Annotated in this window: 16 protein-coding genes and 1 rRNA gene; 13 read left to right on the forward strand and 4 right to left on the reverse strand. The window is 26.8% G+C overall.

Translation table 11 applies throughout. The features are described from left to right. The first annotated feature begins 17 nt into the window (after positions 1 to 17). From I2H23_RS11625 to I2H23_RS11635, 3 genes are read left to right on the forward strand one after another with little or no spacing between them, the layout of a single operon-like run. Positions 18 to 857: a DUF5685 family protein gene (locus tag I2H23_RS11625; RefSeq protein WP_092922088.1), complete on the forward strand. Its 840-nt coding sequence runs from the start codon at positions 18 to 20 to the stop codon at positions 855 to 857. After that, a complete protein-coding gene (locus I2H23_RS11630; protein ID WP_166506072.1) occupies positions 847 to 1,290 on the forward strand; it encodes a tetratricopeptide repeat protein in 444 nt (147 codons plus the stop codon). The genes I2H23_RS11625 and I2H23_RS11630 overlap by 11 nt, the downstream gene beginning before the upstream one ends. Positions 1,291 to 1,300: 10 nt before the next feature. Further along, on the forward strand, positions 1,301 to 1,792 hold the full coding sequence (locus I2H23_RS11635) for a hypothetical protein (protein WP_092922094.1): 492 nt from the start codon (positions 1,301 to 1,303) through the stop codon (positions 1,790 to 1,792). Between the two features lie 112 nt (positions 1,793 to 1,904). Here the strand turns inward: I2H23_RS11635 and I2H23_RS11640 are convergent, their stop codons facing one another. Then, a complete protein-coding gene (locus tag I2H23_RS11640; RefSeq protein ID WP_092922097.1) occupies positions 1,905 to 2,696 on the reverse strand; it encodes a hypothetical protein in 792 nt (263 codons plus the stop codon). A 103-nt stretch (positions 2,697 to 2,799) separates the two neighbouring features. Further along, the gene (locus tag I2H23_RS11645) at positions 2,800 to 3,528 is read right to left on the reverse strand and encodes an HAD family hydrolase (RefSeq protein ID WP_092922100.1); all 729 of its coding nucleotides are present in this window, start codon (positions 3,526 to 3,528) and stop codon (positions 2,800 to 2,802) included. Between the two features lie 254 nt (positions 3,529 to 3,782). Between I2H23_RS11645 and I2H23_RS11650 the strand changes: the two genes are divergently transcribed. Continuing rightward, positions 3,783 to 4,865 carry a hypothetical protein gene (locus tag I2H23_RS11650; RefSeq protein WP_166506070.1) on the forward strand — a complete coding sequence of 361 codons (1,083 nt, stop codon included), beginning with the start codon at positions 3,783 to 3,785 and terminating at the stop codon, positions 4,863 to 4,865. Between the two features lie 141 nt (positions 4,866 to 5,006). On the opposite strand, the gene I2H23_RS11655 is transcribed toward I2H23_RS11650, so the two are convergent. Next, entirely contained in the window at positions 5,007 to 5,477 is a 471-nt protein-coding gene (locus tag I2H23_RS11655) for a hypothetical protein (RefSeq protein WP_176579623.1), read from the reverse strand. 194 nt (positions 5,478 to 5,671) lie between these two features. On the opposite strand from I2H23_RS11655, the gene I2H23_RS11660 reads away from it, so the two are divergent. The 8 genes from I2H23_RS11660 (at position 5,672) to I2H23_RS11695 (ending at position 15,063) form a co-directional block, all read left to right on the forward strand. Beyond that, on the forward strand, positions 5,672 to 6,052 hold the full coding sequence (locus I2H23_RS11660) for an ArsR/SmtB family transcription factor (RefSeq protein ID WP_207733588.1): 381 nt from the start codon (positions 5,672 to 5,674) through the stop codon (positions 6,050 to 6,052). Positions 6,053 to 6,064: 12 nt separating this feature from the next. After that, positions 6,065 to 8,434 carry a heavy metal translocating P-type ATPase gene (locus I2H23_RS11665; protein ID WP_195238510.1) on the forward strand — a complete coding sequence of 790 codons (2,370 nt, stop codon included), beginning with the start codon at positions 6,065 to 6,067 and terminating at the stop codon, positions 8,432 to 8,434. Positions 8,435 to 8,663: 229 nt separating this feature from the next. Beyond that, positions 8,664 to 9,848, forward strand: coding sequence for a hypothetical protein (locus tag I2H23_RS11670; RefSeq protein ID WP_195581670.1), 1,185 nt, complete (start codon positions 8,664 to 8,666; stop codon positions 9,846 to 9,848). A gap of 180 nt (positions 9,849 to 10,028) precedes the next feature. Further along, positions 10,029 to 11,057: a hypothetical protein gene (locus I2H23_RS11675; RefSeq protein WP_166506068.1), complete on the forward strand. Its 1,029-nt coding sequence runs from the start codon at positions 10,029 to 10,031 to the stop codon at positions 11,055 to 11,057. A 23-nt stretch (positions 11,058 to 11,080) separates the two neighbouring features. After that, positions 11,081 to 11,968, forward strand: a complete 888-nt coding sequence (locus I2H23_RS11680) for an ABC transporter ATP-binding protein (RefSeq protein WP_092922114.1) — start codon at positions 11,081 to 11,083, stop codon at positions 11,966 to 11,968. Between the two features lie 2 nt (positions 11,969 to 11,970). Further along, on the forward strand, positions 11,971 to 12,726 hold the full coding sequence (locus I2H23_RS11685) for a hypothetical protein (RefSeq protein WP_092922117.1): 756 nt from the start codon (positions 11,971 to 11,973) through the stop codon (positions 12,724 to 12,726). 178 nt (positions 12,727 to 12,904) lie between these two features. Beyond that, positions 12,905 to 13,624 carry a response regulator transcription factor gene (locus I2H23_RS11690; protein WP_195581671.1) on the forward strand — a complete coding sequence of 240 codons (720 nt, stop codon included), beginning with the start codon at positions 12,905 to 12,907 and terminating at the stop codon, positions 13,622 to 13,624. A 20-nt stretch (positions 13,625 to 13,644) separates the two neighbouring features. Continuing rightward, a complete protein-coding gene (locus tag I2H23_RS11695; protein ID WP_195581672.1) occupies positions 13,645 to 15,063 on the forward strand; it encodes a HAMP domain-containing sensor histidine kinase in 1,419 nt (472 codons plus the stop codon). Positions 15,064 to 15,110: 47 nt separating this feature from the next. Here the strand turns inward: I2H23_RS11695 and trhA are convergent, their stop codons facing one another. Beyond that, complete coding sequence (trhA, locus tag I2H23_RS11700; RefSeq protein WP_092922126.1) at positions 15,111 to 15,758, reverse strand: PAQR family membrane homeostasis protein TrhA; 648 nt, start codon at positions 15,756 to 15,758, stop codon at positions 15,111 to 15,113. Positions 15,759 to 16,217: 459 nt separating this feature from the next. Between trhA and I2H23_RS11705 the strand changes: the two genes are divergently transcribed. Next, positions 16,218 to 16,545 (forward strand): 16S ribosomal RNA (locus I2H23_RS11705); the annotation flags it as partial.

Consider the following 16,545-nt stretch of genomic DNA (forward strand, 5'->3'; position numbering starts at 1 on the left):
TTAGAGAGGATAAAAATATGTTTGGTTATGTAAAAGTTAATAAAATGGACCTAACATTTAGAGAATATGAGCATTATAGAGGATATTACTGTGGGTTATGCAAATATCTAAAAGATAATCATGGAGAGATATCAAGACTATCTCTAAATTATGATATAACATTTTTAATATTGGTTTTAACTTCAGTATATAGACCTAAGTCTTTGGTTATAGAAGAAGGATGTATAGTAAATCCATTCAAAAAGAAAAAGAAAATAACAAATGAAATTACAGAGTATGCAGCAAGTATGAATGTGCTTCTGACATATTATAAATTAGAAGATAATTTAAGAGATGATAATGGTATAAAAGATAAATTAGCATATAGTATATATAAGAAAAAGCTTAAATTAGCTTATGAAAAATATCCCAAGAAAGCTGATATAATAAAATCTCAGCTAGATCATTTATATAAATTAGAAAAAGAAAATAATACTAATATAGATATGGTATCGAATACTTTTGGAAATCTTATGGCAGAGATTTTTGCGTATAAAGAAGATGAGTTCGAGGATGATTTAAGAAGAATTGGATTTAATGTAGGTAAGTATATATATATACTTGATGCTTATGAAGATTTAGAAAAAGACTACAAAAAAGGTAGGTACAATCCATTTATAGAATATATAAATAAAAAAGATGAACTAAAAACAAGAGTAGATAAACTTATAAGCATGTCTTTAGGAATGTTGTCTAATAGTATAGATAATTTGGATATAAAGATAAATAGAGGAATAATAGAAAATATAGTGTATTCAGGAGTATATCTTAGATACCAAAATATATTAGAAAAAGGGTGTGAAGTAAATGTACAGTAATACTTATAATAATGAAATGTTTAGCCCCATAATTAAGTTAATGAATAACAAAGATTTTGAAAAGGCACATGAGCTATTAAATAAAATGAAAGATAGATGTGCAAATTGGTATTACCTAAATGGAGTATCTGCTATGAATATAGGATACTATGAAGAAGGTGAAGAATGTATAAAAAAAGCTAATGCCATAGAACCTGGTAATCCTGAATATGAAAAAGCTTTAAAACAATACAACTTCTACAGAGATGATTATAGAGATAGATCATATAGATACAACAGAAGAAGACGTTCAGACCTAGACGGTTGCTGTTGTTGTTGCTGTGATGATTGTTGTTGCTGTTGTGGAGATGATTGTTGTGAAGATTGTATGAAGCTATGGTGTTTAGATTCTTGTTGTGAGTGCTGTGGTGGTGACTTGGTAGATTGCTTCTAAGGGTATTAATATGAGTAAAAAAATAGCTTTAGGAGGAGTTTTATTAGCAATAAACATAATTTTATTAATGCTTATAAATATAATACCTATAAATACATTATTTTTAATGGGAATTGCCTCACTAGTAATTTCTATAATTATAATGGAGTTTGGTCCTAAAATGGGAGTTGTATTTTATTTAGGAGTGTTTACACTAAGCTTTTTTGTTATGGCTAATAAGTTTCAATGGATTTTATATATATTTACTTTTGGATTGTATGGACTATTCAAATATATAATAGAACAAGATAGATCAATATACATTGAATATATATTAAAATTAGTATTTGCCAATATTTCAATAGGCATTGTGTTTTTTATAATAAAAGAATTTGTATATATACCTATAAATATTTTTACAATAGTGTTTTTTGAAGTCACATTTTTAGTATATGACCATATTTATAGTTTGTTTATAGAGTATTACAATAATAAGCTTAAAAAAATATTAAAAAATATATAAATTTATAAAAAGGAGCATCTTAGAATGATTATATCAATCTAAAGATGCTCCTTATTTTATAAATTTTATTATATAAATTTAGCGAGAATACTTCATAGAATACAATTAGTTTCTATCTAACTATATTAAAAAATTCTCTTTGCTTTTCACTAATTTTTGAGTCACACTTAGAACAGTGATAAGACTTAGATATATTAGAAAATTTACCTAGATTATTATCAAATGACATTTTAGACTTATCTGTGATTCCAACTACAGTTAAATTTGAACCACAATTCGTACAATTTTGTATAGAACATAATTCATTTAAGCTCTCAATAGATATATCCTTAAGATCTTTATTACAATTGCAGCACACTACTAAGTTAGATAGTTTTCTAGAAACTTCTATGGGTTTATCATTTTCTAATGAATATTTATACTCTATAGACTCAGAAACTCTATACCCAGATTCAAAAATATTGTGATTACAATGATCACAAAGATATCTAGGAAAATATTTATTTCCTTTATTGGCATTTGAATTAGATGTAGAATCGTCTATTTTTTTCACTATTGTATCTTTATCAATATTATTACAAGATGAAGAAGCTTCAAGATAGTTAAGTATATCTAAAGACTTATTTTGTTTTGCTATGAAAATAAGATGTTCTTTTATATTAGGATAATCATTATTTCTAGAAGGTGCATTTAGGTCTATAAGGTTATTGCTTATAGCATGTTCTACTATTGATTTATAATTATATTTAATAGCAAAGAACAGCACCATTTCATCGAAAATATTATCATTTACTTTTCCTGAAAACTCAATCCACAAGTCAGGTGATTCAAGATATAAGTTTTTACTAAGCTTTTCTATAGAATCTTCTAAGTTTTTACTTGAATTATTTTCTTTAGAATTCATATTAACCTCCTTTAATAAGTTAAAAAGTCCAAGAATTATTATATCAAGGACTTTTCAAATATTTATTATTGAAAATTATCTAAATTCGATAATTAAATTTATGTTATATACTAAGGATATCTACATTCGGAGAAAGTGAATATATTATATCTTTTCTTTCGACTACTATTTTAGCAGCATTAGATATAACAGGATCTTTTGCTATATGATTTAGAAGTTCTTTAGTTGGATTTATAGCTATAGGGTTGCCAACTCTTCTTAACATATTAATATCACCATTTGTATCTCCGTAAGCATAAGAAATAGATAAGTCTATATTATATTTTTTTACGAAGTCATCAATAGCAGTGTTCTTACTTTTAGAGTCCCACATAGGAATTACTGTGCCATTGAACGTTCCATTTTCAAAAACATAATTACTTCCTATAAAATCAGTAACATTATATTTTTCAGCCATTTTTCCAACTAAGAAATCAGGACTACCAGATATAAATATTACTATGTGATTATTTTCTAAGTGCCATTTTATTCTTGAACGAGTGTATTTATACACTCTATCTGATTTAAGCTTTATAACTTGGTCACTAGTAAAATCAATATAATTTTTATCAAGTCCAATTAGAGATTCTACATATAAATTACAAACATCATCTAGATAATCATCATAATTACCTTGTCTTTTATCCCAATTCATAAAAGCATCTCTTGCATTATCGTACCATGCTTTTTGATCTATTATGTCATACTTAATGAGCTTTTTAAAATGTTCAACCATAAGAGAGTCTCTATATAGAGTACCATCTATATCAAAAAAAGCTGCTATATTTCTCATTAATATCACCTCTATTAAACATTTATTTTATTATATTACAAAATTTATTTAAGTTGTGAACTTATACAAAATAAATTTAAATTTTTTTTGGTAGATTTTATTATTTTATATTATAATTTATAGTTAATAGTTAAAATCTAATTGTAAAATATCTTATGAGATTATATGTTATTTATAACATATGTATTAATAAGAAATTATATTGATATTAAAAAAATTTATTAAATAAATATCTCCAATAAGGAAGTGATTTTGTGAAATTCAAATATGCAAAGGTAACCAATTCTAGATTAATGGGAAGTATGGGACTTTTAATAATATGGCAAGAAAAAAATGATAAGATATATCAATACTTTTTGTTAGATTCAGAAGGACTTGGGTTAGCAGACTATGTAAGCTTAAAAAATCCTACTATAGAAGAATCTCATAGAGAAGAAGAAAGGTTAATGGGTGGATTGGGAGCTGATAGAATAGATATATCAGAAGAAGAAGCTTTATTTCTAGTTAATTACTATGGAAATAAAAATTCTTACTATGAAAAACCATTACCAGGAGAGGTAAAAGAGTATATAGATATTATAGAAAATTATGAACCAAAATTAAAACTTGAAGACATATATCCTAAAATTTGCAAGAAAATTACTGATGAAGTAGAATTTATAAATTATATGACTATGAGATTTATAGCATGGGATAGAGAAAGCTTAAGATATTTCTCAGGAAGTGAAGAGATAAGTAATATGCATATTACAAATATAAATGGAACACTTCTAAAAAATAAAGTAATACCAAAAGGTAATGAAAGGTATATAAGCGAAGCACTTTACGAAGATAGTGATGGATATTATATATGTAGAATAGCTTTTAGTATATCAAAAGAAGAAAATGGATTTAAGATAAACTCTATTTTAGTAGGAGATAAAGAAGGAATTTTTGACTTTGAAGTTTTTGATGAAATATCAAAAGAAGAGTTTGTAAGCATTTATAGCTTGAAAAATAAGGAAGAGTTTATAGAAAAGTTTTATATAGATAATCCATTTTTATTAAGAAGTGATATGGAAGAGGGGACATTCTTCACTAGATTTAATTTTGATAACCATCATGTAGCAAAAGAAGTGTACCTTATAAGTAATGACATAAAAGCTATTTATTATCAAATAGGTAATGAGTTTTTTGTAGGAACTTACAATAATAGAGATAAAAAATATATAAACAAATTACTTCAATGTAATTATTCTGACTATATAGAGATTAAAGAAGAAATGTATTTTGAGGAAAATGTACTTTATGATTTCGTAGAATCTGGTGCAGATGACTTTGATTATTTCTTAGAATAGTAAATTATTGATAAAAAATAAAGCCACGACTTAACTGTCAGTGGCTTTATTCTGTATTTATAATATTGGGGGAATATTATGAGGAATACATTATTATTTTGGACAAGTTTTAAAATTTTATAACAATTAAATTAAAAAAATTTACATTTCTTCCTCATCAAATTCTTCCATGTTTATTTGAGGCATCATACCCATCATCATATAAGGATTATACATCATGCCTGGTATCATAGGCATCATCATATTAGGCATCATAGGCATACAACCCATCATCTGGGGCATCATAGGCATACTACCCATCATATTAGGCATCATAGGCATGTTACCCGGCATCTGAGGCATCATATTCATATCTTGATCCATATACATAGTTTCCATATCCATATCATCAAAATAGAAATCATTATCTAACATTGCATATTGATTATCCATCACAGGATAATTGATATAAGGATTCATATAAGTCATATAGTACCCAGAATTACCGTAGTCCATTGGGCGTTGATTATAATAAGGATTAACATACATCATAGGATCTATATAAGGTGTAGGGTATATATAATTAGGATCCATATCGCCATTTTGTTTGTGTGAGAAATTATCAAAACTCATAGTAAATCATCCCTCCTAAAGTATTACTTACTAAATAACAATTCACTTTAATAATATATATATTACTAAAAATGCTATTATGTGCATTTTATAAAAAAATAGTTAATATTAGTTGCAAAAATTTGGACATGGGCATATAATTATATATATGAACAATTATTCATATATTGTTATTAATTTGGAGGAATTAAGATATGAGTAAAAATATAAATGAAAAATTAAACTCGTGCAATTGCGAGGAGGTTCATGAAGATATAGTAAAAAGAGCTCAGACATCAATGCCAGAAGAAGAGATGCTTTATGACTTAGCAGAGTTATTTAAGGTATTTGGAGATACAACAAGAGTAAAAATTTTATATGCATTATTTTCAAATGAAATGTGTGTATGTGATATTGCAAGTTTATTAGGAATGACTCATTCTGCAATATCTCATCAGCTAAGGGTACTAAAGCAAGCTAGGCTAGTTAAATTTAGAAAAGAAGGAAAAGTAGTTTATTATTCTTTAGATGATTGTCACATAAGTAAGATATTTGATTGTGGTTTATGTCATATACAAGAAACATATAAACGATAGGAGGATTGGGTTATGGATGCTAGTAGCATAATTAGAAAAGAGCTGATTCTAGGTGGATTAAACTGCGCTCATTGTGCAGAAGTAATAAATGAAAAAGTATCTAAACTAGAGGGTGTAGAATCATCAAATCTAAACTTTATAAATAAAAAGCTTGTATTAAACATACAAGAAGGTGTAAATGAGGAAGAAATTATAGAAAAGGCTATAAAGATAATAAATGACACAGAACCAGGATTAGATATAGAAATAGTTTCAAATTCTAAAGTCATTAAAAGGGAATTAATATTAGGTGGATTAAATTGTGCTCATTGTGCAGAAGTAATAAATGAAAAAGTATCTAAGTTAGAAGAAATAGATTCTTCAAATTTAAATTTTATAAACAAAAAACTTACAGTAAATATAAGAAAATCTTTTGATGAAAAAGAGACTATAAATAAAATAGTAGGAATAGTAAATGCAACAGAACCAGGTTTAGACATACAAATAAAAAATGAAAATGGTAATGTTAAAAAATCAGAAGTTAAAGAAGAAAAGAATGATATAAATAAAAAAGATATAATAAAGTTAGTAATAGGGTCATTAGTATATATATTTGGAATATATCAAATTGCAACTGGATTTGAAAGTAAACTTGCAGATGCGATGTTTATAATAGCATATGTAATAGTAGGTGGAGAAGTTTTATTAAAAGCACTAAAAAATGCTATAAGAGGTCAAGTGTTTGATGAAAACTTCTTAATGTCTATTGCAACAATTGGAGCATTAGCAATTGGTGAATTACCAGAAGCAGTAGGAGTTATGCTTTTCTATCAATTAGGAGAATTCTTACAAGGTATAGCAGTAGGAAAATCAAGAAGATCTATAACATCACTTATGAAGATAAGACCAGATTATGCAAACTTAAAAGAAGGATCAGAACTTAAAGTAGTTTCTCCTGAAGAAGTTAAAATAGGCGATGTAATAGTTGTAAAACCAGGAGAAAAAGTTCCACTAGATGGTGTAGTTATAGATGGATACTCAATGGTAGATACATCTGCACTTACAGGAGAATCTGTATTAAGAGAAGTATCAAAAGGAGAATCTGTATTATCAGGATTTATAAATAAAAATGCCTTATTAACTATAGAAGTTACAAAAGGATTTGAAGAATCAACAGTTTCTAAAATATTAGATTTAGTTGAAAATGCAAGTAGCAAAAAATCTAAAACTGAAAACTTTATAACTAAGTTCTCAAAATATTATACACCAGCAGTAGTTATAGGAGCTGTTTTAGTAGCAGTTGTACCTCCAATTATAATACCAGGAGCTACATTTAGTGAGTGGCTATATAGAGGTTTAGTATTTTTAGTAGTATCTTGTCCATGTGCATTAGTTTTATCTATACCACTTAGTTTCTTTAGTGGAATAGGATTTGCATCTAAAAATGGTATATTAATAAAAGGAAGTAACTATTTAGAAGCACTTAGAAATGTTGACACAGTTGTGTTTGATAAGACAGGAACACTTACAAAAGGTGTATTTAATGTAACTAAGGTTAATGCAGTTGGAATATCTGAAGAAAAATTATTAGAGTACGCTGCTTTTGCAGAGGCAAACTCTAATCATCCAATAGCAAAATCAATATTAAGTTACTATGATAAAAAAGTAGATTTAGACAAAATAACTAGTTATGAAGAAATAGCAGCTTATGGAATAAAAATAAATTACAATAATGAACTTATTTTAGCAGGTAACGAAAAATTAATGAAAAAAGAGAATATATTCTATTCTAAAGCTAAAGAAGTTGGAACAGTAGTTTATATAGCTGTCAATCAAATATATAGAGGATATATAGTAATATCAGATGAAGTAAAAGAAGATAGTAAAAAAGCTATAAAAAATCTAAAATCATTAGGAATAAAAGATGTTGTAATGTTAACTGGTGATAATGAAAAAGTAGCTACAGCTATAGCAAAAGAGCTTGGAGTAGATAAAGTATACTCAAATCTACTTCCTAATGAAAAAGTAGATAAGCTAGAAAAAATATATGAAGGAAAATCAGAAAAAGAAAAAGTTATATTTGTTGGAGATGGAATAAACGACGCTCCAGTTTTAGCTAGAGCTGATATAGGTATAGCTATGGGAGGATTAGGTTCAGATGCTGCTATAGAAGCTGCCGATGTAGTTTTAATGACAGATGAACCAAGCAAAATTTCTAAAGCAATAGAAATAGCAAACAAAACTAATAAGATAGTATGGCAAAATATAATATTTGCATTAGCTGTAAAAGCTATAGTTTTAATATTAGGAGCAGGTGGAGTTGCTACTATGTGGGAAGCTATATTTGCAGATGTTGGTGTTGCATTAATAGCAGTATTAAATGCAATGAGAGCTATGAGATAGAAGTAAAAAACGAACTCAATTGAGTTCGTTTTTTTTATTTAAAGTATATTTTATATATTAATTAAGAAAAATAAGAATTGTAAGGTTTATTTAAGATTAATTTTACAGAAATTTAAATTTATTTATATATAATGAATAAACATATGTGAAAAATAAAGTATACATATTAAAAATTTATTATGAAAAAATGATTTTTAGAAGAAATTACAAAAGGAGAAATAAACCATTAATGAAGAAAAAACCTAGTAAAGCACTTATAATAATCTCAACTATTATAGTTTTGTTAGTATTAACTATATTAAGTAACATTGTATTAAATAAAGTATATAAGACTAAATATGAAGAATTTGATTCTGTAGATAAAGAAATGTTTGTACAGTTATCAAGTATATATAAACAATTTAATGAAAATGGTGAAAAATTATGGAACAATAAATATAAATTAAATAAGGAGCCTATAATTCTAATAAGAACTAATAAAGTTAAAGGGATTATAAGAAAGTATGCCTATGCGGTTAACGTAAAAGGAATTGAAAAAAGCTTTCTTGCAAGGAAAATTAATATGCCTAAATCTTTAAATCTACCAGAAGTTTATAGAATAAGTAAGTTTGATATAAGTCTGATTTCAACCTGGGCGCCTTCAAATTTTGGTACTGTAGATATTAATGGTAAAAGTATTTTTTATTTTAAATATCACCCTAAAATGATAGAAAATCCAGAATTATATTTTGATTTTACTTCATTTTTATTACATGAATCATTCCATACATATAAGCAAAAAGATTGGACATATGATAAAGGTGATGGAGAGTATATAGAAAATTATCCAGTAAATAAAGAAAACTATGCTTTAATGGGATTAGAATTTAAGCTTTTAGATAAATGCATGGAAACTAATAACAAAGAAGAAGTTAAGAAGTACCTAAAACAATGGACAACTGTACGTGCTTATAGATATAAAAAATGGCCACAGTTAGTAGTAGAAACAAACACAGAAGCAATAGAAGGAACTGCAAGATACATTGAATATAAATATAGTGATTTAACAGGAGGAAAGTTAACTGTACTTGCAAAAAAAGAAAGTCCATACTATGTTACATTTATGCAGGCATATGATTATATTGCAAATGGTCAAGCAGAATCGCCATCTTATTTAGAAAGATCAATGAAGTATGAAACGGGATCTGCTTTAGGGTTGGTAATGGATAAAATAGATATAAATTGGAAAAAAGGCATAGAAGATCGTAAAGATAAAAATGGAGAAACTCAATATAAAATACTAAAGAAATACTTTAACATCTCAGATAAAGATATTACAGAAGATAAAATAAATCAGATAAAAGAAGAAAATGATTATAATGAATTACTAAAACAAGGACAAAAAATAGTTGATTTAGTAAATAACAATAATTAAAAAAATATATAAATAAGAGCAAGGTTATGCAAAAAATAGCTTTGCTCTTATTTATTTTGCCAGATAATTTATATTAAATAAGAAAAATTTGAATTGTAAGGTTTATTTAAGATTAAGTTTATGATGGTGTAAATCTAGATATATATAATAAATTTGTAATCACAAGAGAGGAGAACAAACATGTTAAGATGGGAATTAAAAAAAATAGTTAAAAATAAAACCTCAATAATAGCACTTATACTTATGGGACTTTTATTTATACAAATTGGATTTGTAAAGCCCATGTTAGAAACTGAAAATGAATATTTCGATGAAAGTAAAAATGAATATATAGTAGACAAAAGGCCAGGAGATGTAATAGCACAGGAAAAATTGGACAATAAAGTAAATGAGATAAAATCGATTGCTAATAAAAATACTCATGGTTTAAAAGATGAAAATGAAAAGCAAATTAGCAAAATGTCAAAAGAAAAGCTAAGTAAAGATAATGGTGAAAAATATAAAGATGTAACATTCTATCAAGTATTTGAAAATAGAGCAACTTTTCCTTTAGCTACACTACTTATCGTAGCTATAATAGTTACACTTTCTTCAAATTTATATACAGATGAAAGATTATCAAATGTAGATACTATAATCTTATCATCTAAAAACAAATATAAAGCTTTAAATTCAAAGCTTTTAATATCAATAATTTTACCAATTATTGTTTATGCAATTTATTTAATTGCAACTTTTATAGCAACATATATTCAATATGGGGCTCCTGTAAATGGAGGCTTACAAGCATATAGGATATCTAATATAGCAAGTTTAGTTAGAGAAATGAGTATTGTTCAATATATAGCCTCTGAAATAGGGGTAATATCTTTAGTATTTATAGCTATATCAATATTCTCAGCTTTATTTTCATTTATAACGAAAAACTCGATACAATCTATATCTTGTTCGATTTTATTTATAGCTATGGGAAAAATACTGGTATTTTTTAAATTTTTACCTTATGAATTAATGCTGATAATACACCAATGTAGTTTTATAGATATACTTTCAAAAAATAGTTTTATACCTACTGCATATATGGGTCAAATTAAATTATTTTCAATGAATTTTGACTTAGTTATAACTTGTTTAAGTACATTAGGATTAATAATTGTATCTGGGATACTACTAAATGTTTACGTATTTAAGAAAGTACTAAATAGATAAATAAAAATATGGAGGAAGTAAAAATGAATAAATTAGAAATTGTAAATTTAACTAAAACATATAAACATAAAAATGCAAATGAAAATATAAGTTTAACTTTAAATAGTGGAGTATATGGTTTATTAGGTCCTAATGGAGCTGGTAAATCAACTTTAATGAAACAATTAGCAACTATAACAACACCAAGTAGCGGGAAAATATTATATAACGAAAAAGATATAGTATCTTTAGATGATGAATATAGAGCTTTAGTTGGATATTTACCACAAGATTTTGATGCATATAAAAACTTTAAAGCGAGAGAGTTTTTAATGTACATGGCGGCGCTTAAAGGAATGAATAATAGTGAAGCTAAGAAAAAAGTAGATGAGTTATTAAAATTAGTAGGTCTTTATGAAGTAAGAAATAAGAATGTGTCTAAGTTTTCTGGAGGAATGAAAAGAAGAGTTGGTATAGCACAGGCATTACTGAATAACCCTAAGATATTAATATTAGATGAACCAACAGCAGGTCTTGACCCTCAGGAGAGAACTAGATTTAGAAATTTATTATCAAATATAGGAACGGAAACAATAGTAATACTTTCAACTCATATAATTTCTGATATAGAGTCAGTAGCTAAAGAAACTATTATGATAAAAGATGGTAAATTACTTCTAAAAGGAACTCATAGAGAAATTTTAGAAGACATGAAAGGTAAAGTATATACAATAACTACAAAAAATGAAAGTGAAGTAAATGAGATTCAAAGAAACTACAAAGTAGTAAGTATAAATCGTGGTGTTGAAGATACTCAACTAAGAATAATAAGTGATAAAGCGCCATCATATGAAAATACAAAACTAACAGAACCAAGATTTGAAGATGTTTACATGTTCTATTTTGAGTTAGAAGATGCAAGGGAGGTATAATCATGTTCTCAGTTGTCAAGGCAGAGATAAAAAAGAATTTTAAGTTTGGAGTAATTATTGTTTGGATGTTAACAATATTTTTAGCATATAGCTCTACTTATAATTTTGATATTAATGAGACATATGCAAATTTATTTTCTAAATGGTTTGGCCTTGCTCCATTTATGGGATTAACTATGTTTATGATGTTTTCAGGAAGTTTTATTATAGAGTATAATTCAAACATGGATGGATTGATAAAAGCTACAAAAAATGGTAAGAAACAGTTAGTTATAAGTAAATTTATAGCAGCTGGAGTAAGTGCTAGCATAGTAAATCTTTCAATATTATATACAATGGTATTAAGAGCATTAGTATCCTTAAACTTTAAAGGATTAGATACTCCATTAAAGAATTTATGGTACTTTGGAAATAGCGGATCTAATATAACAGTAATTCAAATGATATTAATGATGACTATCAACATAATAATAGGATCATTCTTACTAGCAGCTTTAGGATTATTTTTATCATCTATAAGTAAAAATGCAATAGTACCATTTTTAATAGGTGGAGCATGTATGGCAATACCTTACTTTATGGAGGCTAGAGGTATGGTTAGTAATGTTTTAGAATGGCCTATATTAGGAATGTATGCAACTCCAATTATAAGATATAAACTACCATTAAGTATATGGGCTGTATTTATAGGGACAAGTGTAGTGGGAGTAGTATTATTTTACAATTTAGCTAAGAGAAGTTTTTTAAGTGAAAGATAATATATAAATATAAATAATTTAGAAATAATAAAAAGAAAAGCAAAACATTAGTTATGCTTTTCTTTTTTCATTAGAAATAAAAGTTATAAAATATGGTATAAATTAAATATAAAAAAACGTAAAATTAAAAAATAATATGTAGTAAGAAAAATTATATGAAGTGATAGGAGGGTTTTAAGTGGAGTCTTTAATAAGAAAAAGTAAGATATTAGTAGTAGATGACGAAGTAGAGATATTAAATCTAATAAAAAAGGCACTTAAAAAAGAAGGATTTGAAAATATTTATATAGCTGATAATGGAACTAATGGATTAGAAATATTCAAAAATGAAAATCCAGATTTAGCCATACTAGATATTATGCTTCCGGATATCGAAGGATATGATGTATGTAAAAAAATAAGACAAACATCAGACATACCAGTATTATTTTTATCAGCGAAAGGAGAAGAATTAGATAAATTAGTAGGGTTATCTATAGGTGCTGATGATTATATAACAAAGCCATTTAGCATAAAAGAACTAGCACTTAGGGTAAAAATTCAACTTAGAAGAAGTAAGAAGCAAATTAATATAGAAGAAAAAAAAAATAATAATATTATAAAAGTAGGGCCATTTGAAGTGAATGAGCAGACTTTAGAGGTAAAGAAAAATGGAGAATTATTAGAATTAAAGCCTAAAGAATTAAAGATGTTTATGTATATGGTAAAACATAAAAATCAGATAATAAGTAAAGAAAAGTTTTGTGATGAAGTATGGGGAGATGATTTTATAGGATATGATAATACCATAATGGTTCATATAAGAAGACTGAGAGAAAAGATAGAAGATAATCCTTCAAAGCCAGAATATATAATAAATGTAAAAGGGCTTGGATATAAGTTTTTAGTAAAAGAATAGATAGCTAAGGATGATTTAGTATGAAATGGAAATTGACTTTAAAGTACCTTTTATCAACTGTAATAGTAGCTATGATAGTTGTTCAATTAAATATAGCTATAGCTATTTTTATATCTGTTATGATAAATGCGGATTCTTCACAAAATGGACATGGAATATTTAATAATGTAGAGGCATTTGTAAGAGATTTTAATAAAAATATTTTTAATGATACAGATGATATAAATAACGTTTATGTGAATGATAAAGGTAAAGAAATATTAAAAAAAGATAAAATGTGGATACAAATATTAGACAGTGATGGAAGTGTAATTTACAAGTATAATGCACCTAATAATATCCGAAATAAATACACACCTGTTCAGTTAATAAATACATATAAATATGCTGGAGTAGAAGATAATAAATCTACAGTTTTAGTTGCTGAAAAAAATATAAATAATTACTCATATACATACCTAATTGGATTTCCAATGAACAAGGTGAGTAGAACTAGTATAGTTACTGAATCTGAGTCATTAAGAAATATAATATCAAAAGTTATATTGGCGATTATAATAGTAGACTGTATAGTAGCTACAGTGATAGGGTATATATTTAGTAAATCTTTAACTAAACCTGTAAAAAGTATAATTGGTGGAGTTGAAGATCTAGCTGGTGGAAACTATGAATCATATTATAAAGAAAAAGGAATATACAAGCCAGTATTTAATAAATTGAATAATTTAGCAGACACATTAAAATCAAATGAAAGAGAAAGAAAAAAAATCGAATCCATGAGAAATGAGTGGATAGCAAATATCTCTCATGATATAAAAACACCTTTAGCATCTATAAAAGGATATGCAGAATTAATGTCTAGCGGATATGATATAGAAGTAGATGAAGTATCTCAATATGCAGAGATTATAGATAGTAAGGCAAACTATATAAAAGAATTAGTTGATGATTTAAATTTAACTATGAAGCTAAAAGATGGATATTCAAATATATCCAGGGAAGAAAATAATATAGTATCACTGGTTAGAGGATGTATTATAGATATACTTAACAACCCTAAATATAATAATGTATATATAGATTTTAATTTGAAAGAAGATAATATAGTATTGAAAATAGATGAATTACTAATGAAGAGAGCAATAAATAACCTCTTATACAACTCTATTATTCACAATAATGAAGATGTAAGTATAAAAGTAAATATAATTTTGGATGAAAAGACACATATAATTATTGAAGATAATGGAAGGGGAATATCTGAAGAAGATCTTAAGTATATATTTGAGAGATATTATAGAGGAACTAATACAGGTTATGCTCATAAAGGATCAGGCTTAGGTATGGCCATAAGTAGAGATATTGTAAAGGCTCATAATGGAGATATAAAAGTAGAAAGCAATATAGGTAGTGGTACAAAAATAGAAATAATACTTTAGATAAATAAAAAAGGAGACTAATCAAAACTGATAGTTCTCCTTTTTTATTATATGACAAAATTAAATACACAGAAAAAATGAGTTAAACTTCCAAGCATTATAAATATGTGGAAGATTTCGTGAAAACCTAAGTATTTAAATTCTAAAAATTTTGGTTTAGTTGCATATATTAAAGCTCCTATAGTATAAAAAACTCCACCTAATACAAGTAAAGAAAGTCCATGGAATGATAAAGCTTTATATAATGGACTAATAAGAAATATAGAAATCCATCCCATAGCAACATATATAGCTGTTGAAATCCATCTAGGGCAGTTAAACCAAATTAATTTAAAAGATATGCCAGCAATAGCAGTAGCCATTATAACTCCAAATAAAATCCATCCAGTAGGACCATCTAAAGCTATCAAGCAAAATGGTGTATATGAACCTGCTATTAAAACAAATATCATAGCGTGGTCTAATCTTCTTAAAAATCCTATTACCTTATCACTAGAAATAACTAAATGATAAGTTGCAGAAGCTGCATATAGAAGAATCATACTTAATCCAAATATTATTACAGCTGTTAGCTCTAAAGTAGATGGGGTATTTAATGTTGTTTTTATTACCAATGCTAGTAGACCAATAAAGGATAAGATTGCACCAGCAAGGTGTGTGAAACCATTAATTGGCTCTCTAAGATAATTATTCATAATTTACCTCCATAAATTAAAGTTGAATATATAATTCATTTTAAACGTTTTTACATAAATAAGTAAATAAACCAACAAATTATAACAAAATTAGTATCTGGTTTTAATACTATATTACTATTATACTCTAATTTGTAAATGTATATATACTTTAAAAAAATTTTTCAATAAAAAATAAAACCAAATTAACTGGAAATTCTCTTAAATACAAGAGTTTTGGATATATTAATTTATGTTTAAAATATAAATAATAATAATTTTTTTAAAAAAGTTTTAAAAAAGTGTTGACGATATAAATGTAAGGTGATATAGTATTACTTGTCCTTAAGAAAAGGGCAAAAACGAAAATGAACTTTGAAAATTAAACAGTAGGTTAATTTATATAACTGATTCTTAAAAGAATCGAAAACAAACCAAGCCAGATATTCAGATAATGATAGTCTGAGCAGGTAACAACTTTTATTTGAGAGTTTGATCCTGGCTCAGGATGAACGCTGGCGGCGTGCCTAACACATGCAAGTCGAGCGATTTACTTCGGTAAAGAGCGGCGGACGGGTGAGTAACGCGTGGGTAACCTGCCCTGTACACACGGATAACATACCGAAAGGTATGCTAATACGAGATAACATGTTTTTATCGCATGGTAAAAATATCAAAGCTTTTGCGGTACAGGATGGACCCGCGTCTGATTAGCTAGTTGGTAAGGTAACGGCTTACCAAGGCGACGATCAGTAGCCGACCTGAGAGGGTGATCGGCCACATTGGAACTGAGACACGGTCCAAACTC

The sequence above is a fragment of the Romboutsia sp. BSD2780061687b_171204_C1 genome, from assembly GCF_015560225.1.
Classification (GTDB): Bacteria; Bacillota; Clostridia; order Peptostreptococcales; family Peptostreptococcaceae; genus Romboutsia_C; species Romboutsia_C hominis.

Coding starts and splice junctions, on each gene's coding strand:
- I2H23_RS11625 (WP_092922088.1), top strand. CDS start 18: ATGTTTGGTTATGTAAAAGTTAATAAAATGGACCTAACATTTAGAGAA.
- I2H23_RS11630 (WP_166506072.1), top strand. CDS start 847: ATGTACAGTAATACTTATAATAATGAAATGTTTAGCCCCATAATTAAG.
- I2H23_RS11635 (WP_092922094.1), top strand. CDS start 1,301: ATGAGTAAAAAAATAGCTTTAGGAGGAGTTTTATTAGCAATAAACATA.
- I2H23_RS11640 (WP_092922097.1), bottom strand. CDS start 2,696: ATGAATTCTAAAGAAAATAATTCAAGTAAAAACTTAGAAGATTCTATA.
- I2H23_RS11645 (WP_092922100.1), bottom strand. CDS start 3,528: ATGAGAAATATAGCAGCTTTTTTTGATATAGATGGTACTCTATATAGA.
- I2H23_RS11655 (WP_176579623.1), bottom strand. CDS start 5,477: ATGAGTTTTGATAATTTCTCACACAAACAAAATGGCGATATGGATCCT.
- I2H23_RS11660 (WP_207733588.1), top strand. CDS start 5,672: ATGAGTAAAAATATAAATGAAAAATTAAACTCGTGCAATTGCGAGGAG.
- I2H23_RS11665 (WP_195238510.1), top strand. CDS start 6,065: ATGGATGCTAGTAGCATAATTAGAAAAGAGCTGATTCTAGGTGGATTA.
- I2H23_RS11670 (WP_195581670.1), top strand. CDS start 8,664: ATGAAGAAAAAACCTAGTAAAGCACTTATAATAATCTCAACTATTATA.
- I2H23_RS11675 (WP_166506068.1), top strand. CDS start 10,029: ATGTTAAGATGGGAATTAAAAAAAATAGTTAAAAATAAAACCTCAATA.
- I2H23_RS11680 (WP_092922114.1), top strand. CDS start 11,081: ATGAATAAATTAGAAATTGTAAATTTAACTAAAACATATAAACATAAA.
- I2H23_RS11685 (WP_092922117.1), top strand. CDS start 11,971: ATGTTCTCAGTTGTCAAGGCAGAGATAAAAAAGAATTTTAAGTTTGGA.
- I2H23_RS11695 (WP_195581672.1), top strand. CDS start 13,645: ATGAAATGGAAATTGACTTTAAAGTACCTTTTATCAACTGTAATAGTA.
- trhA (WP_092922126.1), bottom strand. CDS start 15,758: ATGAATAATTATCTTAGAGAGCCAATTAATGGTTTCACACACCTTGCT.